This is a genomic window from Vibrio sp. L85 (genome assembly GCF_963871815.1).
GTDB lineage: Bacteria > Pseudomonadota > Gammaproteobacteria > Enterobacterales > Vibrionaceae > Vibrio > Vibrio harveyi.
This window is the reverse complement of sequence record NZ_CAWMYL010000086.1, coordinates 1-321: the sequence shown is the minus strand read 5'-3', so window position 1 is coordinate 321 and position 321 is coordinate 1. Positions and strand designations below refer to the sequence as shown.

The following is a 321-nucleotide window of genomic DNA, read 5'->3' as shown; positions in this document are numbered from 1 at the left end:
CTCAATAACGTGATCGAGGCCGATCACGGAAAGCTCAAGATACTGATCAAGCCGGTGCGCGGTTTCAAATCGATCCCCACGGCCTATGCCACGATCAAGGGATTCGAAGTCATGCGAGCCCTGCGCAAAGGACAGGCTCGCCCCTGGTGCCTGCAGCCCGGCATCAGGGGCGAGGTGCGCCTTGTGGAGAGAGCTTTTGGCATTGGGCCCTCGGCGCTGACGGAGGCCATGGGCATGCTCAACCACCATTTCGCAGCAGCCGCCTGATCGGCGCAGAGCGACAGCCTACCTCTGACTGCCGCCAATCTTTGCAACAGAGCC

1 protein-coding gene is annotated in these 321 nt (G+C 61.1%); it reads left to right on the top strand.

All coding sequences use genetic code 11. The features are described 5' to 3' along the window. Window positions 1-267 (top strand): DDE-type integrase/transposase/recombinase (locus AACR11_RS08965; RefSeq protein WP_011152977.1); only part of this gene is annotated, 267 nt, incomplete at its 5' end. Window positions 268-321 lie beyond the last annotated feature (54 nt).